At 68.6% G+C, this 23,201-nt stretch carries 21 protein-coding genes and 1 pseudogene; 10 read left to right on the top strand and 12 right to left on the bottom strand.

Features of this window, described 5'->3' with window-relative positions; translation table 11 throughout:
• Window positions 1–87: 87 nt before the first annotated feature.
• The 3 genes from AB5J49_RS46620 to AB5J49_RS46610 are packed head-to-tail and all read left to right on the top strand — an operon-like array spanning window position 88 to window position 4,632.
• Window positions 88–1,875, top strand: a complete 1,788-nt coding sequence (locus AB5J49_RS46620; RefSeq protein WP_369174923.1) for a non-ribosomal peptide synthetase — start codon at window positions 88–90, stop codon at window positions 1,873–1,875.
• Window positions 1,862–3,223, top strand: coding sequence for a KamA family radical SAM protein (locus AB5J49_RS46615; protein ID WP_369174922.1), 1,362 nt, complete (start codon window positions 1,862–1,864; stop codon window positions 3,221–3,223). Before AB5J49_RS46620 ends, AB5J49_RS46615 begins: the two co-directional genes overlap by 14 nt.
• Window positions 3,220–4,632 (top strand): condensation domain-containing protein, encoded by a 1,413-nt coding sequence (locus AB5J49_RS46610; protein WP_369174921.1) that lies wholly within the window; start codon window positions 3,220–3,222, stop codon window positions 4,630–4,632. The genes AB5J49_RS46615 and AB5J49_RS46610 overlap by 4 nt, the downstream gene beginning before the upstream one ends.
• 25 nt (window positions 4,633–4,657) lie before the next feature.
• Here AB5J49_RS46610 and AB5J49_RS46605 read toward each other — a convergent pair whose 3' ends face one another.
• The 7 genes from AB5J49_RS46605 to AB5J49_RS46575 all read right to left on the bottom strand — a co-directional run bounded on the left by AB5J49_RS46605 (window position 4,658) and on the right by AB5J49_RS46575 (window position 11,715).
• The gene (locus tag AB5J49_RS46605) at window positions 4,658–4,783 is read right to left on the bottom strand and encodes a hypothetical protein (RefSeq protein WP_369174920.1); all 126 of its coding nucleotides are present in this window, start codon (window positions 4,781–4,783) and stop codon (window positions 4,658–4,660) included.
• 541 nt (window positions 4,784–5,324) lie between these two features.
• Window positions 5,325–6,179: an alpha/beta fold hydrolase gene (locus tag AB5J49_RS46600; protein WP_369174919.1), complete on the bottom strand. Its 855-nt coding sequence runs from the start codon at window positions 6,177–6,179 to the stop codon at window positions 5,325–5,327.
• 46 nt (window positions 6,180–6,225) lie between these two features.
• Window positions 6,226–7,083 (bottom strand): IS5 family transposase, encoded by an 858-nt coding sequence (locus AB5J49_RS46595; protein WP_369174918.1) that lies wholly within the window; start codon window positions 7,081–7,083, stop codon window positions 6,226–6,228.
• Between the two features lie 38 nt (window positions 7,084–7,121).
• Window positions 7,122–7,529, bottom strand: a complete 408-nt coding sequence (locus AB5J49_RS46590) for a hypothetical protein (RefSeq protein ID WP_369174917.1) — start codon at window positions 7,527–7,529, stop codon at window positions 7,122–7,124.
• A gap of 2 nt (window positions 7,530–7,531) precedes the next feature.
• Window positions 7,532–8,533: a DUF6192 family protein gene (locus AB5J49_RS46585; protein WP_369174916.1), complete on the bottom strand. Its 1,002-nt coding sequence runs from the start codon at window positions 8,531–8,533 to the stop codon at window positions 7,532–7,534.
• A gap of 550 nt (window positions 8,534–9,083) precedes the next feature.
• Window positions 9,084–9,689, bottom strand: a complete 606-nt coding sequence (locus AB5J49_RS46580; protein WP_369174915.1) for a transposase family protein — start codon at window positions 9,687–9,689, stop codon at window positions 9,084–9,086.
• An 886-nt stretch (window positions 9,690–10,575) separates the two neighbouring features.
• Window positions 10,576–11,715 carry a PucR family transcriptional regulator gene (locus AB5J49_RS46575; protein ID WP_369174914.1) on the bottom strand — a complete coding sequence of 380 codons (1,140 nt, stop codon included), beginning with the start codon at window positions 11,713–11,715 and terminating at the stop codon, window positions 10,576–10,578.
• Window positions 11,716–11,802: 87 nt separating this feature from the next.
• Here AB5J49_RS46575 and AB5J49_RS46570 point away from each other — a divergent pair, with 87 nt between their 5' ends.
• A complete protein-coding gene (locus AB5J49_RS46570) occupies window positions 11,803–12,858 on the top strand; it encodes a ferredoxin reductase (RefSeq protein WP_369174913.1) in 1,056 nt (351 codons plus the stop codon).
• A gap of 7 nt (window positions 12,859–12,865) precedes the next feature.
• Window positions 12,866–13,984, top strand: a complete 1,119-nt coding sequence (locus tag AB5J49_RS46565; RefSeq protein WP_369174912.1) for a fatty acid desaturase — start codon at window positions 12,866–12,868, stop codon at window positions 13,982–13,984.
• 763 nt (window positions 13,985–14,747) lie between these two features.
• On the opposite strand, the gene AB5J49_RS46560 is transcribed toward AB5J49_RS46565, so the two are convergent.
• The 3 genes and pseudogenes from AB5J49_RS46560 to AB5J49_RS46550 form a co-directional block, all read right to left on the bottom strand.
• Entirely contained in the window at window positions 14,748–15,860 is a 1,113-nt protein-coding gene (locus AB5J49_RS46560) for an alkene reductase (RefSeq protein ID WP_369174911.1), read from the bottom strand.
• 101 nt (window positions 15,861–15,961) lie between these two features.
• Window positions 15,962–16,125 (bottom strand): annotated as a pseudogene (locus AB5J49_RS46555) (IS1380 family transposase); the annotation flags it as partial.
• Window positions 16,126–16,383: 258 nt separating this feature from the next.
• On the bottom strand, window positions 16,384–17,730 hold the full coding sequence (locus AB5J49_RS46550) for an aldehyde dehydrogenase family protein (RefSeq protein ID WP_369174910.1): 1,347 nt from the start codon (window positions 17,728–17,730) through the stop codon (window positions 16,384–16,386).
• 173 nt (window positions 17,731–17,903) lie between these two features.
• On the opposite strand from AB5J49_RS46550, the gene AB5J49_RS46545 reads away from it, so the two are divergent.
• Together AB5J49_RS46545 and AB5J49_RS46540 are read left to right on the top strand one after the other, a co-directional pair.
• Window positions 17,904–18,827 (top strand): helix-turn-helix domain-containing protein, encoded by a 924-nt coding sequence (locus AB5J49_RS46545; protein ID WP_369174909.1) that lies wholly within the window; start codon window positions 17,904–17,906, stop codon window positions 18,825–18,827.
• A gap of 51 nt (window positions 18,828–18,878) precedes the next feature.
• Window positions 18,879–19,001, top strand: a complete 123-nt coding sequence (locus AB5J49_RS46540) for a hypothetical protein (RefSeq protein WP_369174908.1) — start codon at window positions 18,879–18,881, stop codon at window positions 18,999–19,001.
• Window positions 19,002–19,024: 23 nt separating this feature from the next.
• On the opposite strand, the gene AB5J49_RS46535 is transcribed toward AB5J49_RS46540, so the two are convergent.
• Window positions 19,025–19,249, bottom strand: coding sequence for a hypothetical protein (locus tag AB5J49_RS46535; protein WP_369174907.1), 225 nt, complete (start codon window positions 19,247–19,249; stop codon window positions 19,025–19,027).
• An 811-nt stretch (window positions 19,250–20,060) separates the two neighbouring features.
• On the opposite strand from AB5J49_RS46535, the gene AB5J49_RS46530 reads away from it, so the two are divergent.
• On the top strand, window positions 20,061–20,420 hold the full coding sequence (locus AB5J49_RS46530; protein ID WP_369174906.1) for a hypothetical protein: 360 nt from the start codon (window positions 20,061–20,063) through the stop codon (window positions 20,418–20,420).
• Window positions 20,421–20,997: 577 nt separating this feature from the next.
• Here AB5J49_RS46530 and AB5J49_RS46525 read toward each other — a convergent pair.
• On the bottom strand, window positions 20,998–21,606 hold the full coding sequence (locus AB5J49_RS46525) for a TetR/AcrR family transcriptional regulator (protein ID WP_369174905.1): 609 nt from the start codon (window positions 21,604–21,606) through the stop codon (window positions 20,998–21,000).
• Window positions 21,607–21,734: 128 nt separating this feature from the next.
• Here AB5J49_RS46525 and AB5J49_RS46520 point away from each other — a divergent pair, with 128 nt between their 5' ends.
• Window positions 21,735–22,496, top strand: coding sequence for an SDR family NAD(P)-dependent oxidoreductase (locus AB5J49_RS46520; RefSeq protein WP_369174904.1), 762 nt, complete (start codon window positions 21,735–21,737; stop codon window positions 22,494–22,496).
• A 202-nt stretch (window positions 22,497–22,698) separates the two neighbouring features.
• Window positions 22,699–23,085, top strand: coding sequence for a PPOX class F420-dependent oxidoreductase (locus tag AB5J49_RS46515; RefSeq protein WP_369174903.1), 387 nt, complete (start codon window positions 22,699–22,701; stop codon window positions 23,083–23,085).
• Window positions 23,086–23,201: the final 116 nt, after the last annotated feature.

Genomic DNA, 23,201 nt, shown 5'->3' with positions numbered 1-23,201 from the left:
GAACGTTTGCCTGAGAAGCACACTGCGACAACAGCGGAGGCCGGCCCACACGTCGGAGCGCACCGCAGCGGTGAATCCGTCGTCTCATTGCTCCTGAGCACCGCGGCCCTCGCTCCGCAGGCACCCGCCGTCGTCGAGGCCGACAAGACACACCACTACGCCTCACTCGTCGCGGACATCGACCGGGTCGCCGCTCTGCTCCTGGTACGGGGAGTGCGTGCCGGCGACCACGTGGGCGCGGCCGTGGAACGCTCGTACCGCGGACTCGTCGGCATGTTCGCGATTCTTCGCGTCGGCGCCGCGTATGTTCCGCTCGACGGTGGACATCCGCCCGACCGCCTCCGCGCCATGGTCGACACCTGCGGAATCCGCAGCGTGGTGGGCACCGGCTCAGCTCTGCGGTCCCTGCCGCTCGACCTGGGACCGGCACACATCGACACGGACACGGCGGCCGGGGAGAACACCGCGCTCGACACACCGCCCGGCTTCCCCGAACTCGCCCCCGGGGACGCCGCCTACATCCTCCACACATCGGGTTCCACCGGAGTACCCAAGGGCGTAGTGGTGTCCCACGGCGCGCTGGCGGCCTCCGTCCGGTCACTGACCGGCGTGTTCAACATCTCCCCCCAGGACCGGGTGCTCAGCTTCGCGTCGATGAGCTGGGACACCAGTGGCGAGGAGATCTACCCCGTCCTGCTGACCGGCGGAGCGCTGGTGATCGATCCCCGTGCCGTGAACGGATCGGTCATGGGACTGTTCACGGCGCTGGAGGCGCACTCCGTCACGGTGATCGATCTGCCGACCTCCTTCTGGACGGAGGTCGTCGACTACCTGGACGTCACAGGGCGCTCTCTGCCTCCCTCGGTCCGACTGGTCGTCATCGGTGGCGAGGAGGTCCAGGCTGCTGCCGTTCGCCAGTGGTGCGAGCACGTACCGGACCACGTCCGGCTACTCAACACGTACGGCCAGACGGAGACCGTACTGGTCACCCACGCGGCCGACATCGGTGGCGGCCGCGGGCGTTCACCGGCATTCGATGCCCGCGTCCCCATAGGCGCTCCGCTGCCACACGTCCGTCAGGTACTGATTCCCGCGGCCGGAGCTCCGCAAGACCCACGGCCGGAGACCGGAAACGGGACGATCAGTGAGCTGTACGTCGGAGGGCCGTCGCTCGCCCTCCGCTATCAGGGACGTCCGGCCGAGACCGCCGAGCGGTTCGGCCCGTTCGCCGGCCCCGGGGCCGGGCGGCTGTACCGGACCGGGGACCTCGTCGAAAGCGGACCGGGCGGAGAGTTGACCTACGTCGGGCGAGCGGACCGCCAGCTGAAGATCCGGGGCTTCCGGGTCGAACCCGAGGAAGTGGAACGGACTCTGCTCGGCCACCCGGGCCTTCGTCAGGCGGCCGTCCGAGGTGTCCCGTCGCCCGACGGCGGCCAACGCCTGATCGCCACCGTCGTGCGCTCCACCCGCGCCGGGGTGACCGGCACCGAGCTGGGCGCATGGCTCGCAGAACGCCTTCCGGCACACATGATCCCGGGCAGGATCTCCTTCGCCGAGGCCCTACCGATGCTCCCGAACGGAAAGGCGGATTACGCCATGCTCGACAACACCAAGGACGCGGTGTCCCCGGTCGACGCCATCGCCTCGGAGATAGCCTCCCTCGCCGGTCGGCTGCTCAACGCACCGCTCGATGTGACGGAGGACTTCTTCGACGGCGGAGGTGACTCGCTGCTCGCCACCCGGCTCATCTCCCGTATCTACCGGGGCTTCGACGTCGAGCTGACCTTCGTCGACATCTTCGAACAGCGCACCCCCCAGCGGATCGCCGCTCTCGTGGCCAAGGCCCGGCAGGCGCAGGACGATGGCGAGCACTAACCTCGTGGCCGATGACGCCTACTGCTACCAGCCCAGGAAGCCGGTGGAGCCCGACTGGACGCGCTTCCCCGGCTGGCGCGACGTCTCCGCACGCGAATGGCGTGACCCGCGTTGGCAGCGCACGCACTCGGTGCGAAGCGCCCGCCGTCTGAGGGACGTCGTGGGCGACTGGCTGGCGGACAGCGTGTACGAGGACCTCCTGGCCGACCAGGAGCGCTACGCAACGATGTCGGTGCTGCTCACTCCCCAGATGCTGAACACCATGGTGCCGTCGACCGTCCCCCGACGCCCCGGGGGTCTGACCGACGCCTTCTACGCCGACCCCGTCCGCCGGTACATGCTGCCCCTGGCGTCCGACAGGCTACGCGTGTGGTCCAGCCATCCCACGGCCCGGCGTGACCCGCTCCACGAGCAGGAGATGTGGGCCACCGAGGGCCTTACGCACCGCTACCCCACCAAGGTGCTGGCGGAGCTGACAGCCACCTGCCCGCAGTACTGCGGACACTGCACGCGGATGGACCTCGTCGGGCCGTCCGTACCGCAGGTCGTCAAAGCCCGGTTCGACGGACACGCCACCGATCGCCTGGCAGCGATGCTGAAGTACATCCAGGCCAATCCGCAGATCCGTGACGTCGTCGTCTCCGGAGGAGACGTCGCCAACGTGGCGTGGCACCAGCTGGAAGGCTTCGTCACCGCGCTGCTGGAGACAGGGCAGATACGCGACATCAGGCTCGCGGCCAAGAGCTTGGCGGGGCTCCCGCAGCACTGGTTGTCACCGGAGGTGCGCAGCGGTCTGGAGCGGCTCGCGGCCCTCGCCAGACGCAGGGGGTGCGGCCTCGCTCTGCACACCCATGTCAACGCGGCCCAATCCGTGACTCCGCTGGTCGCGGAGGCGTCACGCGCGCTGCTGGAAGCCGGGCTGCGAGACGTGCGCAATCAGGGTGTCCTGATGCGGGGCGTGAACGACACCCCCGCTGCCCTGCTCGACCTGTGTTTCGCCCTCGCGGACAGCCCGGGGATCACGCCCTACTACTTCTACATGTGCGACATCGTGCCCCACTCCGAGCACTGGCGGATGACCCTCGCCGAATCCCAGGCCCTTCAGGACGCGATCATGGGCTGGCTGCCCGGCTTCTCCACTCCGCGTCTGGTCTGCGATGTCCCACGGCTGGGGAAGCGGTGGGTGCACCAGGCCGTGTCCTACGACCGCGAACGCGGCATTTCCACCTGGGGACAGGCCGGACTCCCCTACTTCGACCCGATCCACGCGCTTCCACCGGCTGGCAGAGCCTGGTGGAAGGACGAGGAAGCCCTGGCCCATACACCCCTGTTCCAGGACGGACCATGAACGCATCCACTTTTCACAGCGTCAGATTCTCCACGAACCGCCCCGGCGTTTACCCCTTGACCTGGGGGCAGCGCTGGATCTGGCAGGGGCTTACCGGGCACGCCCCGCACTACGGCTACCTCGGCTGGCCAGTCAGCATTGACGTCCCCGCCGGGTGCGGCCTGGATGTCGTTCTCTCCGCTCTGGAAACCGTCCTGGGACGCCATGAAACGCTGCGCACACGGTATTTCCTGGATGAGCACGGAGTGCCCCGCCAGGTCGTCCCGGCGGACGGAGAGCTCAGGGTGGAGGCGCGGGAGGCCGGCGAGGCAGGTGTCCCGGAGACCGTACGACTGCTGGAGCAGGAACTCAGCGGCCCACCGTTCACCATTCCCGAGATATCCGTCCGGGCCGCAGTGGTCACCTCGGCGCGGGCGCCGAAGTGCGTTGTCCTGGGTGTGTTCCACATGGCGACGGACGCCTCAGGGCTGCGTCTGGTCACGAGCGACCTCCAGGCGATTCTCCGGGCCCGTGCGGAAGCCACCGCCCTGCCCGAGCTACCTCCCGTGACCCACCCCGCCGACCGGGCGCGGTATGAGGAAGGACGAGAGGGGATCAAGCGGTCCGCCCGCGCGGTGGCTGCCTGGCAACAGGAAGTGGGGAGATTCCCGCAGCGCACCACGCCCCCCGTGCGTCGCACACCGGAGAGTCCCCGTCTGAGGGAACACATCATGCGTTCCAAGGCGCTGTCCGCGGCCGCGATCGCCGTGTCCAGAGTCTGCCGGGCGAGTGTCGACTCGGTGATCATCGCGTGCACGGCGGAACTGCTGGGGAAGGCCGCCGGGCAGAACAGTTGCGGATTCCTGATGCTCGCCCACAACAGGTTCGACGAGGACACCGAGTACTACTCCGGCACCTTGGTGCAGAGCTTCCCCGTCTGTGTCGAGCTGGGTGCCGACTCACTTGACGGGCTCATCCGGCAGACCCACTTCTCCGTGCTGAAGGCCGCTCTGTCTTGCCTGGGCAACCCGGACGACATCTCGGCGAAGCTGCGGAACGTCTTCGAGAGCGATGGTGCCGAGGCGGACCTTTCCTGTGCCGTCAACATGTTCTTCCCGGATCTCGGGTCCATGGCACGAGGCACCGACGACCTCGAAGCGATCACCAAGGAACAAGCGGAAGAACTGATGTCACAGACCCGGTTCTCCGAGGGAGAAGGGTTGGAAAAGGACGACTGGGAATTCTATCTGAACGCTTACCAGGACGAGGACGAGTTCGTCTTGTCCCTGAGAATGGACACCGCTGTCGTCCCCTCGGAGGACATCATCCGATTCCTGGCAGACCTTGAAAGCCGACTCGTCGAAGCACTGCCGGAGGGCATTACCGGCATCGGTCAAAATGCTCCAGTCAAGCTCGCTCCTGGTCTGTGAGCGTCTCGCGATCGGCCGGGAATGTTCACGTGAGTCCGAGGGTCGCCAGCGGCCGGGTCATGTTCCGCCCGTGATGGCGCAGGCCCTCGGCGATGTTGTCCCGCCCCGTCAGGCGGAGTGCGCCGATGGCCAGGTTCCGCAGGGAGGCCATCGCCCCGCGGTGCGCTGCCGGTCCGCACCCGCGAGGCATCCTCCCCGAACGTCACATCCCTGACATGGTGCTCACGATTCTCAATGGCCCAGTGCCCGCGCACGCGTTCCGCCAGGTCAGCGGCTGTCGCCTGGTGAGCTGTCAGGCTGGTGACCGCGTAGACGCGTTCGAGTGACACCTTCCCAGTGCGCACCGTGCGCCGCCGGCGGACGATCTGCAGCGCCTGGCCGGCGTGCGGGAACGGCAGCCGCGTCACGGTGACGGCCTTCAGCCGACGGATCTCGTCGCGGCCGTGGGCTGCGGTGCGGGTGCGGGTGCGGTCCATCAGCGGCACCTCCTTCCAGGGAAGATCCTTCACCAGCGCGTGCAGGGTTGGGTGGTTTGCCCTTGAGTACGGCGATGTAGTGCGCGCCCTTCTCCTCGACCAGGAACTTCGCGTGGTCGGTCTGGGTCAGCAGTGCATCGAAGGTCACCACCGCACCGGTCAGTGAGTGTTTTTGAACTTCCGGACACGGAGAGCGGGTTGAGATCGGTTCCGCGCTCAGTCAAGGAATTCGGATACAGCTGCGAGCCATGTGTCCGGTTGGTCGATATGGGCCATGTGCCCGGCTGTCTCCAGGATCTTGGCGCTGGCGGAGGGAATCGCGTCGGCGGCCTGCTGGACGAAGAGGGCCGGGAAGGTCATGTCGTATCGGCCGTGCAGGAAGAGCGTGGGAATCGCAAGGGCTGTGAGACGGGGCACGGCGTCTTCGAGGACTGCTTGGGGCAGGATGCCGGCGCGCAGGGGCCTCAGCCACTCGGCTGAGAAGCGGACGGATTCCAAGCGGCGTAGGTAGGCGGGGAGTATCTCGTGGCGCCAGAGGTTCGCCGGTGCGGCTGCGACGGCTGCGGCGCGGGTCAGTTCCGGTCCGGTCAGGTGTGGGTTTGACCAGACGCCGGCTTGCACCGTGCGGCGTTCCACCGCATCCGGCCAGTCGTCGAAGGCGTCGGCGGGGACGGCCTTGACCGTGGTGGAGGCGAGGATAAGGCGACGTACTCGGTGTGGTGCTGCCAGGGCGAGTCGCTGGGCTAGGAGTCCGCCATAGGAGAAGCCGAGGATGTCGGCTTGGTCGACCCCGATGTTGTCCATGAGGAGAATCAGGTCGTTGACGGCTGTGTCCGGGGTGTACTGGTCGTCGGGCAGACCGCGGGTGGAGCGTCCGCACCCGCGCAGATCGGGCATGACGAGGCGGTGTGTCCGGGCGAGCTTGCTCAGAGGTTCTCGAAGGTAGGTGTGGTCCCAGTCGGGACCGCCGTGGATCACGAGCACGGTGCGGTGCGAAGGTCCTGTCGTCTGGGCGACGAACAGTTCGACGCACGGTTGTTGTGACACGGCGATGAGTTCCTCGGTGAACATGTCAGCAGTCTTCCAGCGCCCTGGCCGAGCACGACGCTTCGTCGGCTCAGCCGGTCGCCTTCGGCTTCTTGGCCCAGCCGGACGCGGTCTTCTTCCGGGTCAGCCGCCTGGTCATGAGGGTGATGAGGGACCAGTTCAGGTGGGCCTCGGAATGTTGCGGGAGACGCTCGTAGTCTCTCGCGTTGCCGCGGGCGTTCATGATCCACCCAAGGGTGCGTTCGACACGCCAGCGGCGCGGGAGGACGACGAACCCTTTGGCGCCCTTGGGGCGGGAGACGGTCTTGAGAGTGATGTGGAGGAAATCCTCGGCCCAGGTGACGAGTTGGCCGACGTAGGCGGAGTCGGCCCAGACCTGGGTGATCTGCGGGTGAGTGAGACGAAGGCGCCAGAGGAGTTCGCGGGCGGCATCCCGGTCCTGCATGTCGGCGGGCGTCACCATGATCATCACGGGGAAGCCCTTCGTGTCCACCGCGACGTGTCTCTTCCGCCCGTTGATCAATTTCGCGGGATCGAATCCGCGGGTCGCCCGGCTCACCGTGGAGGCACCCTTGACCGACTGCGAATCAATGATCAGCGTGACCGGGTAGGGGCATCGTCCCAGGCCAGTGCGCAGACTGCGACGGAGCTGGTCACGGATGAAGGTGACCACGCCACGGCGGTTCCAGCGGGCGAAAAACCCGTAGACCGTCTCCCACGGAGGGTAGTCGGCGGGCAGAGCGCGCCACTTCGTACCGTTGTCGGTGATGTAGCGGATGGCGTCGACTATCTCGCGGCGCGGGTGAGCTTCCGGCCGGCCGCCCTTCTTGGTCTGGCAGGCCGGGATGGGCAGCAGCGGCTGGAGCAGGGCCCATTCGGCAGTGGTGGTGTCCGAGGGATAGCGGCGACGGCGCTGGATGGTCGGCATGGCGGGCTCGGCAGACAGGTCGGGCCGGTTCGGCGGGGCTATTTGGAGAGCTGGGAGAGGGTGGCACGCACCCCCGTGAGCTGGGCGACGGCGAGCTGGGCCCATTCGTCCTCGGGGCAGCGGGCCAGGTGCGGGTCGAGCGTGCCCGTGATCACCCGGGTGAGACGGCCGAGGATCTGCCGGAACTGCTTCTTCTCGTACTCGATCCAGTCCGCAGGCTCATCGGAGAACACGTAGCCGTCCTTGTAGGTGTAGATGATCGGGGTGAGGTGTTCCGCCGCCGCGACATCGCGAAGGTGCCCGATACCCCGGGCAACCTGCGACTTCTTCAGCCGGGTGGCGGCAACCAGCTGCCGGGTGTGCAGTCCGGCGGGACGGGCCTCGATCAGCGAGGCCCAGACCAGATCGCCGTAGTGCTCCGCGAGCGGCCGTGCCGCACGGGGCACAGCTACTCGCCCTTGAGGAGCGCAGCCAGCTGCTCGTCAAGGGTGAACTCACCGTGGTCGACCGTCGATTCGAGCCAGTCGGCCGCCGCCCGCACCTTCGCGATGCCCCGCCGCACAGTCTCGCGCTCGTCCTCGGTGAACTCCTGGCCCCGCAGCCGCGGAACCAGACGCCCCAGGGCAGCGACGTAGCTGTGGCAGGACCCGACCAGGTCCAGGTACTCGATGGTGTGCTCGATCTGCCGCACCGCCGGAGTCCGCTCGCGGATCTGCTCGCGGGTCTCCTCGGAGTTGTCGAACTGGGCCCGGTTCACGGCCATCCGCGTGGTGGTGTCCCGCATCACCCGCCGCGCGACCGCCGGACGTTGCAGCAGATCGGCCGTGACCTGCCCGGCGACCTCGTCGTCCCGGGCCAGCTCCTGTACGACCCTCACTTTGTCTTCCGGGCTGACCTGCGAGGACACCGCCGGGCGCCGCAGCAGACCGGTGGCGACCTGCCCGGCGACCTCATCGTCGCGGACCAGGTCGGTCACCGCCTGGACCTTTTCCTCCACCGTCACCGGACGCTCCACCCGCTGCCCCACCAGGCGTTTCGCGGAGTCCGGCGTCCAGCGGCGCTGACCAGTGCGCTGGTTGAACGGCGGATCCTCGATCGCCGCCCACCGTTCGGCCTCGTCCGTGACCGACGCCAGCACCCGGTGGACGGTGAAGGAGACGCCGTCCCTGCGCCGCGCGGCCGGCCAGCGGTTGGCGGTCCACCGCCAGTCCTCCACCGTGGCCCGCGCGACCCCGATATCGTCAGCGAAAATCTGCAACGACTCCTCGACCGTGTACAGATCGTCGGAACCGTTCGGCATCGACCCGCCCACCGGCCGCATCGGCTCAATCTCCAACGCCTTGTCACCCAGGGAAAATTGCGCCCGCGCGACCTGCGCGATCAGCTCCCGCGCCTCGGCGACGATCTGCTCGTAACGCGCCCGCGTGACGTTCCCGACCCGCTCCGCCATGACGCCCACCATCCCGCCCCAGACCTGGCCGGCCGCCCCACGGCAACCGTCAACATGACACCCGTCCAGGTCACCTCAAACGGTGACGCGGACCCGAGATCGCGGGGCAGAGCGCGAGACACGGGCGCTCGAAGCGCACACCGCCCGCCAATTCGGTCCGTGAACAACGAAAGAGGCCCCCGGGGCCCAACTTCCGTTCGACTACGGCGTTTCCGCAACACCGTTCCGTGACGCCTGCCGTTCCCGGCAGGCTCTCACCCGGCACCGCGGCGAGCAGTACTTCGCCGACCGCGCACGCTCGACCCCCACCGTCCAGCACCGCCCGCAGACCGGGCACTCAGCCTGTTCCCCGGACTGGATCGCCACCACCCTCAGCCGGGTCTGTTCAAGCACCCGCCAGTGCCGCGACCTGCACCTACCCGAGCAGAACACCGCCGTCGCCGCTCTCGTCGACGGCAACGGATCACCACACTCCCGGCAGTACCGCCGAACTATCCCTCGCGACACCACACACCTGATCGTCGCGACGTTCAGACCCCAACACCAGCCTTCAAAAACACGCACTCAGGTCCAGCGGCTCCAGCCGGGGCCGGAACGCGGTGATCTCATTGCTCTTGGCGTCGACCTCGCGCTGGGCGGGCACGATGCCGTCGCCGCGCAGCGCGGACAGCAGATGGATGCAGCGGCCGTCGGTGCGGATCGCGCCGCCCAGGGATTTGCCGTCCACCGCGATGGCCACCCGCACCGGGCGGGGCGGCGGGTGCTCGTCCTCGTCGGCGGCACGGGAGGCGTCCGCACGAGCGGCGAGCCAGCCGCCGATCGCCGCGTCGAGCGCGTCGCCGTCGATGCGCTGCAGTACCCGGCGCACGGTCGCCTCGCTGGGCGCCCGGCAGGGCCGGTCAGGATCGCGCAGCGTGGCCCCGCAGGGAAGGAGGAGCTGGTCAGGGGCATCGGCGGCCCACTCGGCGATGGTGGTGAGGGACTTCGCTGCGGCCAGGACGGCGCAGGCGGCCAGGGCCAGGACGTGCGGCAGCGGGTTGCGCCGGCCCTTCAGGCGGCGCGGGTCGGGCAGGCGGCGCAGCCGGTCCAGCAGGTTGGGCAGTTCATCGGAGCGGGCCGGATCGGAACCAGCGAGTTGGCCCAGCCCGACGGGCACAGGCGTTGATGACGCAGCAGGCACGGTCTTCCGTTGTGGTGATCAGCGAACTCGACACTCCATGATCACCGGGAGCCGTGCCTGCGCGTGTACCTGCCGGTCCATCACGAATCACCATCACGGCCGAGTAGGGGTATCAGGCCCATACCGGCTACGTCGGGCCAACCGCGAGAACGACGGAGCCCTGGCACAGACCCGGCCGAGGCTCGTATGAAGGCGACGGAGCTCCGCAAGTTCGCCGACGCGCTTGAGACCCTCGCGGACAAGATGGATGCCTCCACCAGCAGCGAGCAGCCAAGTAACTCGGACACAGCCTCCTGTCCCGACGGCATCTCCTTCTGCACGGGATCCCCGGAGGACCACGAGGACCCGAACGGGCGCTGTCACCACGGCCCGTTCACCGCAATGGGCACCCACCGCCCCTACGCCGGTCGGCACCGGGACGGCCTCATGGCCTTCCAGCTGTCCCAGGTCAACGAAGAAGCGCCCGGACTGGACTTCGTGGCCGGCGGCGACTGGCCGACGCTCAGCCTCGGGGAGGTAGACGAACTGATCAGCGACATGAACGTGCACCTGGCCAAGCTTCGGGCAGCACGGACACAGATCGCTGACCTGATGTCCGGGCGGACCAGCGAGTCGACGGCAACGCCCGGCCGCACTTGGACGTACGACGACAGGTACGGCACCCGGCACACCGTCACCTGCCCGTCCTGGTGCACGATGGACCACACCGACGACATGGATGGCACACGCCACCCGGCCGACGTCCACCACCAGCTGTACAGCGCCGCAGCCTATGCCGAATACACCGATGGCTATGAGGACTACAAGCCCTGGCAGCTGCTCTGCGCCCGCCTCGCCATCGCTGACGGGGCCGAAGAACGCGTCAGCGGGCCCGAAGACCGACCGCCAGCGTCAGTTCAAGGACCCGGTGCGGTGATGCGAGATCCGGAAACAGCTCCCGCAGCTGCGACATCCGGTACCGGACGGTCTGGGGATGGACGAACAACTCCGCCGCCACCTCATCCCGCCTGCCCTGGTGCAGCAGCCACGCCCGCAACGTCTCCTCCAGCCGCCGTGCGGTCGCGACAGGCAAGGTCCGCAACGGTGCGAGGGCTCGGGCACGCAGGTCTGCGAACGCCTCCACGTCGGCGCTCAGTACCAGCTCGGGCAGGTGGTCCTCGGTGTCGCGAATATCGGAGGAGAGGGAGCGCGCGCGGACGGCTCGTGCGTACGAGGCGGACGCACGAGTCCATGGCCGGGCCGGGCCGACCACGGCGGTGCGCTCGGTCAGCTGCCGCAAGAGACGTGATCGGTCGGCATCGGGGACGAGCAGCACACCGGTGGCGTCCGGCAGATCGTCGAGGACGAGGGTGCTCGGGTCGAGCGCGCGGTAGGCAGGCCGGGCCTGGGCGGCGGGCAGCAGGACAGCGGTCAGCGAAACCGGAGGCTGCCATCCGGCCCGTTGAGCAGAGGCCAGCAGCACGTCCGGGCTCGCGCCGGCGAGGAGGTCGCGGGCCAGGTGTTCCAGGTGGCGCTCCTGGTCCCTGCCCCGGGCGGCCAGTTCGTCGGCGTGGCCCGCGGCGCTCGCGGCGGAGAGCTCGTCGATGTAGGCGAAGGTCAGCTCGGCGAACTTGGCGACCTCGGCGGCGGGCAGACCTGCGGGTACGGCACCCGCTGCCAGGCATCGCCAGGCCACGCGGGCGCCGACGCGGTAGGCGCTGAGCAGGGCGTCCATCGAACGGCCGTCGCGCACCTCGCCGCGACCCAGCTCGTAGGCTGCGTCACCGGCGTCGCCGCCTGTGGCGTTCCCGCTCGCGAGGTCCAGGTAGTGCCCCAGGGCGGTGCGGACGGCTCGACGGATGGTGGCGCCCATGTGGCCCGACAGGGCGTTGGCGTAGGGAGGGACCTCGTCGATGATCGCCTGGACGACCTCGTCGGCGGTGGTCTTCAGCTCGGCCCGAAGTGCGGTGACCGTCGTCTCATCCAGGGCCAGTTCGCTGACCCTACGGATTGCATGGCTCATGTTTTTGTTCCCTGCGAACAATTCAGCCGACCAGATTCACGTCCTACGGTCAGGACTTTACGCCTTGAGGCACAGCAGGCTGGAGCCATGACGAGTACAGCCCTCCGCAGCAGGGCGTGGAAACTGCTGGAGATGGTCACGACACCGGTGCTGCCGTCGGACTACCTCGACCTGGTCAGCCCGCTGCGTGCGGGCGCTGACCTGCGTGGACGCATCGAGGCCGTGCACCCCGAGACGGATGACGCCACGACCATCGTGATCAGGCCGGGACGGGGCTGGCGCGGCCACACGGCCGGTCAGTACGTGCGGATCGGCGTCGACGTCGACGGAGTGCGCCTGTGGCGTGCCTACTCGCTCACCTCGCCGGTAAACCGCCCAGACGGCCGCGTGACGATCACCGTGAAGGCGATCCCGGACGGCAAGGTCAGCAACCACCTGGTCCGCAGGGCGAAACCGGGCACCCTGATCCAGCTCGACCAGGCGACCGGTGACTTCGTGCTGCCCAAGCCCAAGCCCGCCAAGGTGCTCTACCTGACGGCCGGCAGCGGCATCACGCCCGTGATGGGCATGCTGCGCGACACCGAGTTCAACGACGTCGTCATGGTCCACTGCGCGCCACAGCCGCAAGACGTGATCTTCCGCAACGAACTGCACGACCTGGTCGCGGACAAGAAGCTGCAGCTCACCGAGGTGCACACCGACACCGACGGCATGCTCGACATCGCCCGTCTCGACGAACTCGTGCCCGACTGGGCCGAGCGCGAGACCTGGGCCTGCGGGCCCGCGGGCCTGCTCGACGCCGCCGAAAAGCACTGGAGCGAACACGGCGTCCCAGAGCGCCTGCACACCGAACGCTTCCGCCCCAGCATCGTCGTCGCCGGTGACGGCGGCGAGGTCACGTTCAGCGCCACCGGCAAGACCGTCGACGCGGACGGCGCCACACCGCTGCTGGACGTCGGCGAGGAGGCCGGCGTGCTCATGCCCTCCGGGTGCCGCATGGGCATCTGCTTCGGTTGCGTCTCGCCGCTCAAGGCGGGCGCCGTCCGCGACCTGCGCACCGGCGAGATCACCGAGGCCGAGCCGGGCGTCCTCATCCAGACCTGCGTGTCCGCCGCCGCGGGCCCCTGCGACATCGAACGGTAGGAGCACCTTGACCGCCATCGACCCCACCGCCCACCTGACCGCGGAGCAGATCGAGGAGCTCGGCCGCGAGCTGGACGCGATCCGCGACGAGGTGATCGCCGGCCGCGGCGAGAAAGACGCCGCCTACATCCGTAAGGTCATCTCGGCGCAGCGCAAGCTCGAGCTGGTCAGCAGGGGCGTGCTGCTGTTCTCGATCTTCCCGCCCGCGTGGCTGATCGGCACCGCCGGGCTGTCCGTGGCGAAGATCATGGACAACATGGAGATCGGCCACAACATCCTGCACGGCCAGTGGGACTGGATGCGGGACCCGAAGATCCACTCCACCACCTGGGAGTGGGATCACGTCTCGCCGGCCGACCAGTGGAAGCACTCGCACAACGAGCTGCACCACACGTACACCAACGTGATCGGCAAGGACAACGACCTCGGCTACGGCATCATGCGCGTCGACGAGGACCAGAAGTGGCACCCGTTCCACCTCGGCCAGCCGCTGTGGAACTTCATCAACGCCTGCTTCTTCGAGTACGGCATCGCAGCGTACGACCTGGAGCTCGGCAAGAACCTGCACAAGCGCCGCCGCAAGAACCCGGAGTTCCGCGCGCGGGCCAAGGCCGTGGGCCGCAAGATCCGCAAGCAGGTGCTCAAGGACTACGTGATCCACCCGCTGCTGTCGGGCCCGTCCTTCCTCCCCACGCTCGCCGCCACGTTCACCGCGAACCTGGTCCGCAACATCTGGTCCCACTCGGTGATCATGTGCGGGCACTTCCCCGAGGGCGTACAGGTCTTCGAGCGCCGGTCGATCAAGGGCGAGACGCGCGGCCAGTGGTACCTGCGCCAGATGATGGGCTCGGCGAACATCAGCGGCAGCAAGGCCATGCACTTCATGACCGGCAACCTGTCGCACCAGATCGAGCACCACCTGTTCCCGGACCTGCCGAGCAACCGGTACGCCGAGGTCGCGGTGAAGGTGCGCGCACTGTTCGAAAAGTACGAGCTGGAGTACGTCAGCGGGCCACTGCCCAAGCAGGTGTTCTCCGCGTGGCACAAGGTCTTCCGGCTCTCGCTGCCGAACAAGAAGCCCAAGGTCAAAACGCCGACCCGCGAGCAGGAGCTCGTCGCGGCCTGATCCCCGGTACTGATTCAGATCCTTGGTACTGGTTCAGATCCTTCGGCCGTACCGACGGCACACCGCCGGGTCCGGTGAGATCCGGTGCGGACGGTGGACGACCGCGACATCAGACCCTAAGACACGGGATCCGGGACAGCCCGGTGTCCAGCTGCACTGATACCTGGACGCGCGCCAGGAGCTCAACACACAGCCCCCGGCGAGGTGTTGTAGTGCGCTGACCTGCCATGGTCGGGCCGATAGTCGGGGGCGAACGCCCGCTTCGCCGACGGGCGGGCTGAGTGGAAGACACCGGGGGGCTGCGACGCGGGCACTGCCGGAACCGATGCCCGCCGCCCCTGTATCCGACCCGGCTCTGCTGCCCGGGGTGGGCAAGTGAGCCCAAATTATGGATGGGGTTTCGTTCTGTCCGTTGTCCACTGCGGGCATGGCTCAGAGCCCTCCGGCGTGAAGGGCCCTGGACCAGTGGTGGCGTCGGTTGGAGAGCCGGCAACGAGCGGCGAATCAGGTGCCGAGTAGCTCGTGAACCGCCTCCGAGGCCGCCGCGGTGGCCACGCACGAGAGCGATGTGCTCGACGAGGTCACCGAACGCAGGCTGCCGACCAGGGCCTGCGGACCGTCAACGCCCTGACGGACCCGACGGTCCTCGAGCCGGTGATCGCCGGTGTGACCGCGGGCTCAAAGGGGCGGGCACAGTATCGCCGGTCGGGCGCCTGTCCATGTGTGAGTGGGGCTGCCGCATGGACAGGCGTGACCGTGGGCGTCAAGCCGCTTCGAGGAAGGGGTAGTCGGTGTAACCTTCCGCGCCCACCCCGTAGAACAGTTCCGGCCGCGGCTCGTTCTCCGGGTGGCCACCCCGCCAGCGCTCGACCAGGTCGGGGTTGGCGATGAGGGCCCGGCCCACGACCACGGCGTCGGCGTGGTCGTCCTCGATCTGCTGGAGCGCGTCCTCGCGGGTGGTCTGCCCCCCGAAGGGCCCGCTGTTGACGATCAGCTTGCCGTCGAAGCGCCGCCGCAGCTCCTGTACCAGCTCGCCGCCCGGCTCGGCGTGCAGTACGGAGAGGTAGGCCAGGCCCAGCGGGCGCAGCTGGTCCACCAGGGTGCTGTAGGTGGCCAGGACGTCGTCCCGGTCGGTCTCGAAGACGTCCCCGAGGTCGACCTCCGGCGAGATCCGCAGCCCGACCCGCTCGGCGCCGACGGCCTGGGCGACCGCCGTGACGACCTCGACGACGAAGCGGGCGCGGTTCTGCGGCGAGCCGCCGTATCCATCGGTGCGCTGGTTGGCCGCCGGGGAGAGGAACTCCTGGAGCAGGTAGCCGTTGGCGCCGTGGATTTCCACGCCGTCCGCTCCCGCCTCGATGGCCCGGCGGGCCGCGGCGACGAAGTCCTCCAGGGCTGCCCGGATCTCTGCGGTGGTCATCGCTTCCGGTACGGGGTAGGGCTGCTCCCCCTTCTCCGTGAACGTCTTTTTGTCGATGGCGATCGCGCTGGGGGCGAGGACGCGGCGGCCGCCGTTGATGTCGGGGTGGGTGCCGCGACCGGCATGCATGATCTGCAGGACGATGCGGCCGCCCTCGGCGTGCACCGCCTCGAACACCCGCTGCCAGCCGGCCGCCTGCTCGTCGGTGGCGATGCCCGGCTCACCGACATACCCCTGCGACGCGTGGTCGGGGTAGGTGCCCTCGGTGATGATCATTCCGACGGTCGCCCGCTGGCGGTAGTACTCGACCATCAGGTCCCCGGGAATGCCGGAGGAACCGGCCCGGACCCGGGTCAGCGGTGCCATGACGATGCGGTTGGCGAGCTCGATCTTCCCGAGGGAGACGGGGGAGAAAAGCGATGGAACGGGCGAGACTTCCGAAATGTTGACAGTCATGGGTTTCTTTCTTTCTGCAATACGGAGGAAAACGGGATGAAGGTCTGCGATGCAGGGGGTCCACGCTGTCCCGGCGGAGGCGCGGATACGGTCCTCGGGCAGGCGCGGGCCCGCTGACGGTGACGCGGTTCGAGGACCGAGATCGGGGTGTGGGTGGTGTTGGCGGCGAACGCGGGGGCGAACGGGGTGAGAGCCGCATCCCGTCGGCGTCGGTGTCGACGCCGGTCAAGCGCAACTGCCCGCCGGAGTACGGGCGTTCGCTCCTCGCGCACGATCAGCAGTCAGCCAGGTGACAAAGTCATGGGTGCCGCCGCCGGAGTCGGTACGGATCGGTGTCTGCAGGCCGCGCCGCTACCGGCTCCCTCGTCGCGCCCCCGCGAAGAGGACCGATACACGGCTTCACCTGGAACGCGCTTCCGGCGGTGGCGGGAACAGCGATCTCAGCGATCCTCATTCTCACCGGCCTGAGGCACTTCCGCCGGCCGATCGCCCATCGGGCAGCCTGCTTCACGAAAGCGCGAGGCTAGCTGAGCGGTACGTCTGCGACACCCTTGAGGTGGCTGAACGTCTCGAGGGAATACCGGCCGTGGTACCGGCCCATGCCGCTTTCTCCGACGCCACCGAAAGGCAGGCCGGGCATGAGCAGTTGCATCACCGGCTGACCCCAGGCGACGCCGCCGGAGGACGTCTCGTTCACGAGGCGCGACTTGGTGGCCTCGGACGTGGTGAAGGCGTAGAGCGCGAGGGGCTTGTCGCGTTCATTGATGAAGGCGATAGCGGCATCGAGGTCTTCGACTTCGACGACGGCGAGGATCGGACCGAAGATCTCCTCCTGCATGACCGGCGATGCGGGGTCGACATCGGTGAGCACGGTCGGTGCGATGAACAGGTCGTCGCGGTCGTGCCGGCCTCCCACCGCCGCCCGGCCGGAGTCCAGCAGACGCGTGAGCCGGTCGAAGTGCCGCTCGTTGATGATCCGGCCGAAGCCGGCTGAGGTCTGCGGGGTGGAGCCGAACTGGGCTTCCACCGCCGCGCGGAGGGCGGGGACCAGTGCGGCAGCGGTGGCAGGGTCAGCCAGAACGTAGTCGGGGGCTATGCACTGCTGCCCCGCGTTGCCGAACTTGGCGCCGACCAGCCGCTTCGCGGTCTCGTCCACGTCAGCGTCAGGTGCCACGAAGACCGGTGACTTGCCTCCGAGTTCGAGCGTGACGGGGGTGAGGTTCTTGGCGGCTGCGGCCATGACGATCCGGCCGACCGTGCCATTGCCCGTGTAGAAGATGTGGTCGAAACGCTGCGCCAGGAGGGCCGTGGTCTCCTCGGCTCCCCCCTCGACCACGGTGAGCACGTCGGCGTCGAAGTACTCTCGCAGGAGGCGTGAAGCCACTGCCGATGTGTGCACCGAGATCTCGCTCGGCTTGGCCACCACCGTGTTTCCGGCGGCCAGTGCGCCGATGATGGGGTCGATGAGAAGGTGCAGCGGGAAATTCCACGGAGCGATCACCAGGACGACCCCGAGCGGATCGTACGTGGTGTATGCCGTTGTCGTGGGACCGAAGTGGGCAGGAACCTCCACCGGGCGAGGCTGAAGCCAGCTCTCGAGACTCGCCAGCGTCTCGTCGATGTCAGCAACGGTGAAGTCGATCTCCTGCGCCTTCGCCTCGGCGGCGTTCTTCCTCAGGTCCGCCCAGAGCGCTTCGATCAGCTCCTGCTCGTTCTCGACCAGCAGTGCCCTCAGCCGCCGCAGCTGGTCGATGCGCCAGTCCAGTGGGCGGGTGACGCCGGTGTTGAACGTCGCACGAAGGCGGCCGACCACCTCCGCGGCCGTTTCGGTCCGGTGCGTCCTCGACTCGGTCCCCTGTGTTGCGGTCATGGGGCGTGCTCCGTTCTTGATGCAAGCCACGGCCCGGCTGCCTTCCAGCCGGGCACGGTCTCCAGCCTGCTGGACGATCCGGTATTCACCCAGGTCACGGCTTTGTGTACATCCGCTGTGCCTACCACTGACTGGGGCAGGCTGGTGTGCGTCCGACCGGGGATACTCGAGGCATGGACGAATACCCCGAACCGGTGCACGAGCCCGCCGACGGCGCTCTGGACCCGCGTGCCGAGCTCAGTGAGTTCTTGCGCACCCGGCGGGCCCGGCTGAAGCCGGAGGACGTGGGCCTGCCGGACTTCGGGCGGCACCGGCGGGTGCCGGGGCTGCGCCGCGAGGAGCTGGCGCAGCTGGCCGGGGTGTCGGTGGGGTACTACACGCGCCTGGAGCAGGGCAACGGGCGGCACGTGTCGGCGGAGGTCCTCGACGCCATCGCCCGCGCGCTCAGGCTGAGCGACGCCGAGCACGCCCACCTCACACACCTGGCGAAGCCGAAACAGCAGAAGAAGAAGCCGGCCGGCCGCACCCAGCAGGTGCGGGGCCCCCTGCGGACGCTGCTGGACACCATGGAGGGCGGCCCGGCGATCCTCGTGGGGCGGCGCTCGGACATCCTCGCCTGGAACCGGATGGCCGCGGCGGTCTTCGGCGACTGGGCCGAGCTGCCCGAGCACGAGCGGAACTGGGCGCGGCTGGTGTTCCTGAGGCCCGAGTACCGCGACCTGTTCGTGGACTGGGAGCACAAAGCGAACGACGTCGTCTCTCAGCTGCGCATGGACGCCGGCTCCCATCCCAACGACCCCCGGCTGTCCGCGCTGGTGGGCGAACTCTCCGTGAAGAGCGAGGAGTTCAGGCGACTGTGGGCCGCCCACGACGTCAAGGACAAGTGCCACGGCATCCAGCGCCTGCACCACCCGCTCGTCGGCGAACTCGACCTCCGCCTCGAGTCGTTCCACCTGGCCGACGACCACGAACAGACACTGGCGACGTACCACGCCGAACCCGGTTCCCCGTCCGCGGAGGCACTACGACTGCTGGCCAGCTGGGGCACCGACGCAACAAGGGCGGGAGCCGGGATGCCGCCGTCACGCGCGGCTTGATGGCTTCGCCCTGCCGCCGCTGCGACCGGTCGAGAACCGGTGAAAGCGCCGGTGAGCCAGCCGGCCGTTCCCCTGCTGCAGATCCGTCGGGAGGCCGCGGTCCTGCTGCCTGGATGCAGCATCCGCAGGCTCCTCTTCTGGCACTATCTGCTCGTCTTTCGCAACAGCGGCTGACGGGACCACTGCCCGCGCCCGCCTCAAATTCCGGCGGCGGCCTCGCGGAGCCGGACGATCTCCTCATGCTGGGCGGCGAGCCGGGCCAGGGCCTGGGTGCGGAAGTCCGTGAGCTCGGTAAAGGGCATCCTGCCGGCCAGTCCCGGCGCCCGCAGCCTCACCGAGTCCTTCGCCAGCATCGACGAGAAGCTCGCCCCGGCAGCAGCACAGGCGCCGAAGGCCCAGCGCAGTGACCGTGACGTGCTCAACCTGCTGACCAAACACGCCAAGGTCTCCACCTCGGACCGGCGCCGTCACGCTGGTGAAACCCGAGCCAGTGGCGGAAGTCGGCGTCGACGTCGCCCCCGACGCCTCCGGCCGGTGACGCCACCCCGCACACCTGCACCGCGCCCGCCCCGACCCCTCCCCCGCCGACGTCCCCCGCTGGACATCGCCGCCGCACTGACGGCGGCACCGCGCGCAGGCCCCCGCCGACGCACAACACCGGTGAGCGCGCCCCGATCCCCGGGGCGTCCGCGCCACCCATCCCGCCTCCCACTCCTCAACTCCAGCCAGGGGCATGGGCAAACGCGGCCGCAACGGAGATGTCAGCACCCCGACCACGCCCGTCCGCCCGTGGCGACCTGGGAGTGGACTGGGCGTAGGCGAAGGGGTGCGACCGACGCGCGGAGTCGGTCCCACACGGCTCAGTTCCCTTTCGGGTGCGTACGGCTCCGCTGATGAAGATGTGGTTCCACGGTCCGTGAGGCCGGCCTATGGGGCGGGGCCACTCGCTTGACGTGAGTGCCCCCGCCCCATGCGCGGGCCTTGTGCCCCGACCAAGCGCAGATGCGCAAACTCATGATCCGCAACGACCCCCCGGATCTACCCCGGCACGTTCGTCACCTGCAGCACCAACCCCAACCGCCGCCTGTGCCGGCCCCCGGCCAACCCCACCGCTGCCCCGTCCCTGCCCGAATACAAACCCCCAGCCTGCAACAACGGCGCCTTCACCGAAGGTGAACACGGCGACGCATCCACATGAGACGGCACAACCCCACCCCCCAAGCCGTCGAAGCCATGATCGACACCCTGCCGCCAGAAGCGGAGAACGGACCACGCGCCACCGTCTCCGCCCTCGCCCGCCGCCTGCAGGTCAACCGCCAGACCCTCTATCGCGACTTCCCCGAACAGATCACCCCACTGAAGGCACAGCAGGTTCTCGGCTCCGCAGCCCCACCACGTGCGCGTGGCACCACCTCCGACCGAGCCACCATCGCCCGCCTGCGGCGAGAGGAAGTAGACCTCACCCGCCACCTGCACCTCTACGAAGACCACATCCGACGCCTCACCATCGACAACGCCACCCTGCGCGAGGCCCTCGAAGCCCACCAGCACGTCACCGTCATCAGACCCCCTGCCAGCAGCGCGGGAGGCTGAAGCTGCCCGCGAGCCGCCCCTTGCGCCATCAGGAAGCCACGTTCAGGGCTTTGGCCAACGATGGCACGGGGCGGAAGCGGGCGGTGAGCCACTGCATGGCACTTTGCCCTTGCCGGCACGGCACGGCACGGCGATCCCACAGGGGCGGCACAGGTGGACATCGGGCAGTCGTCCGATTCCACACGCTTGAAGTCGCCGCTCACCAGCCCCGGCTGTTTCATGAGGACGTTTCAGGCGTCCGGCCGTCTGCGCGCCGTCTGCGCCCATGAAACAGAAACCAGCCCTCTCCCGCGGGATGCACGCCAAGGACTCATGACGGTCGGTGAGGGATGACGTGCAAGGGGTGACCGTTGGCGCGCGGACGCCACGGGTGTTACCGTCGATAGGTAGAGTGACCGGTCTACCTACTAGCTGAGGCGGCCGGCATAACCACCCCATCGGGCCGCTTTCCCGGGAGAGCCGCCACGGGTTGCCGATGCACATCGGCGAGCGATCAGAGGATTCCATGAAGCCAATCCGTGTCCCGACCTGGCCGGGACACCGCACGGAGCCAGTGCTCCGCGCGGTCGCGCCAGGGTCAGCCTCCGGATCGGATCAGTCGGACAGCATCCACCAGCGTCTTGTGGGCAGCCGTCGAATCATCCAGGTAGCCGGCCGCCATCGCTCCGTCGTACAGCATCAGCAGCGCACCGGCTGCCGACTCCGGGTCGGTGTGGCCCAGGCGGGTGAGCAGGCCCTGGAAGAGGCTGCGGATCCATTCCCGGTGCGCCGTCACCAAGATGCGAACCGGGTGGTCTGCGTCCGGGTACTCGGCGGCCGCGTTCAGGAACGGCGATCCGCGAAAGCCGCGCTCGCGAGCGTGCTCGGCGATGGCCTCGAAGATCAGGTCAATCGCTTCAGCGGGCGGGTGCGCGGCGGCCAGCGGTTCGGCCACCTCTTTGTAGTAGGCGTCCTTGGTCAGCAGATAGGCCACGACCAGGTCGTCCTTGGCAGCGAAGTGGCGGTAGAAGGTCACCTTCGTCACCCCGGCCTCGGCGATCAGCCGCTCCACGCCGACCGCACGGACGCCCTCGTAGTAGAAGAGCCGCGACGCGGCCTCTACCAGGCGCTCGCGGGGCGAAAGTCCTCTGTCCGCCCGGGTCCCCTGGCGCGTCGTGTCAGTGGTCTGCTGCCTGTTGATGCTCACTTCCCCATTGTGCCTTTGACTCGGTACCGGACCGACAGGGCCGTACCCCCTCTCCCGTACGGCCCGCCTCTCCCATACGCCCCGCACGACGTGGCTGTACTCCCTCACCACCGAAAGGCCTGAAAACCATGACTCGCCGTCTTGAAGGAACCGTCGCTCTGGTCACCGGGGCATCCAGCGGCATCGGCCATGCGACCGCCCTGGAGCTGGCTCGTGAAGGTGCCTCCGTGGCCCTCGTCGGCCGCCGCGAGGACAGGCTCACGGCCCTCTCCGCGGAAATCTCCGACGCCGGCGGCAAGGCCCTCGTGGTGCCCGCCGACGTCACCGACGCTCAGGCCGCCGCGGCAGCGGTCGAACGGACCGTCGAGGGCCTGGGCCGTCTGGACACCGTGGTCAACAACGCCGGCCTCATGCTGCTCGGGCCCGTCCCCGGTGCGGACCTGAACGAATGGCGCCGCATGATCGACATCAACCTCATGGGCCTGATGTACACCACCCACGCGGCCATCCCCCACCTGGTGAAGGCCGCCGCCGACGGGCCGCGCCAGGTCGCCGACATCGTCAACGTCGGCTCACTCTCCGGGCGCAATGCCTACGCCATGCAGGCGGCGTACTGCGCCACCAAGTTCGGTGTCGGCGCCTTCAGCGAAGCACTGCGCCAGGAACTGGCGCGCCAGCACGTCCGCGTGTCCGTGGTCGAGCCGGGCAGCGTCGACACCGAACTGCGCAGCCACAACTCGGACGCCGTACAGCAGCAACTCGCCGCCGTCATGGGGGGCATCGAGCGGCTCCAGAGCCAGGACGTCGCCGAAAGCGTCGGCTTCATCGTCACCCGCCCCCGGCACGTGGCCGTCGCCGAAGTGCTCGTACGCCCCACCGAACAGGTCTGAGCACCGTCACCACCACCGCGCTCGAAAGCCGCCCCGCACATGGACGCAGTCAGCTCAGCTCCGGCGGGCGGAGGACCTCGCGCTGCTGAGGGCCGGCCCCCAGACGGCCCCCAGCAGCGTCGACGCGGAACCGACGCATGTGCCGATGCCACCGGGCCACCGGTCGGCGCGGCGAATCGACAGTAAGGAGCACAAGCGCATCATGGACGACACGTTGCTGGAGCAGCTCGGCACCGGCAAGTACGTGCTGGTCACCAGCTATCGCAAGAACGGCGCCCCGGTCGCCACCCCCGTGTGGGTGGTGCGCGACGGCGACACGCTGGGCGTGCGGACCCCTGCCGGCTCCTGGAAGGTCAAGCGGATCCGGGCACGCGGCGACATCCTCGTCGGCCCCTGCGACCTGCGCGGCAACCCGACGGGCGACCAGGTCCCAGCAACTGCCGAGATCGTCGACGAGGCGACCGGCGTCCGCTACCGCAAACTCATCGCCCGCAAGTACGGCATCCTCGGCCGCCTCATGATCCTCAACAGTCGGCTGAGCCGGGGAGGCGACAGGACGCTGGGCATCCGTGTGCGCCTCGCCCGGTAACAGGTCATCGACCGCCCCACCGTCGAGGTCGAGAGCACCACAGAGGTCATCGCAGCCGCTGGACGCCACAAGGAGGTTGGGCCGACGAGCCTCGAGCAGAACAACACTGCTATGCC

Origin of the sequence: Streptomyces sp. R28, from assembly GCF_041052385.1 — a bacterium.
Lineage (GTDB): Bacteria > Actinomycetota > Actinomycetes > Streptomycetales > Streptomycetaceae > Streptomyces.
This window is presented reverse-complemented; position numbering and strand designations above follow the sequence as displayed.